This is a genomic window from Roseomonas sp. 18066 (assembly GCF_902706185.1).
Taxonomy (GTDB): Bacteria; Pseudomonadota; Alphaproteobacteria; order Acetobacterales; family Acetobacteraceae; genus Pseudoroseomonas.
Genome location: NZ_CACSJM010000335.1, coordinates 1 through 737, shown reverse-complemented (window position 1 = coordinate 737; position 737 = coordinate 1). Strand labels below are relative to the sequence as shown.

1 pseudogene is annotated in these 737 nt (G+C 76.4%); it reads left to right on the top strand.

The window, feature by feature from the left end:
* Positions 1–737, top strand: a pseudogene (locus GVN67_RS29100) (DUF2491 domain-containing protein); the annotation flags it as partial.

Genomic DNA, 737 nt, shown 5'->3' with positions numbered 1-737 from the left:
CTATTCGGGGGGCTATGCCGGCGGCGGCGGCGCGGGCGGCTGGTACCGCGACCGCGGCTGGGCGCCGCCGGCCGGCATGCTGGGCGGGCCGCGCCGCTTCGGCATCTGGGACGCGGCCTTCCTGTGGTTTCTGGTCAGCACCCTGTCCAGCCCGGGCCATGCCGATTTCTTCCACCACCACCAGGCCGATCCGGGCTACCAGCAATGGCGCCAGGCGGCCGAGCAGCGGGCCGCGACCGATCCCGAGATCCGCGGCCGGCTGGGCGAGCTCGACACCGCGCTCGACAGCCGCCGCGACCAGCCGCGCAACGCCGACTTCCTGCCGCCGGACGTCCCGCTCGACGTCGCCACCGGCCAGGCCGCGCCGGATGCCCGCACCCCCTCCACCGCCGAGGCCGGCGAGGAGGAAGGCGGCATCGGCATGGTCACCATCATCCTGGTGCTGCTGGGCGGGGGCGCGGTGCTGGCCGTCCTGGCCTGGCGGCGCCGCCCCCGCCGGGAGCCTGCCGCCATGTCCACGGGTCCGTTGCAGAGCGCGGCCGCCATGCTGCGGCACAAGGTCTCCGGCGAGGGCTATGCCCCCTCGCAATTCCGCCTGGGCATGCCGGTCAGCATCGACCCCACCCCCTTCATCCTGGCCGCCGGCGCCACCCACCTGGCGCCGCCGCCCTCGGGCGCGGGCGCGCTCAGCGTCGAGGCGATCGGGCGGATCGGCGGCAGCGGGCAGAGCCTGGGGG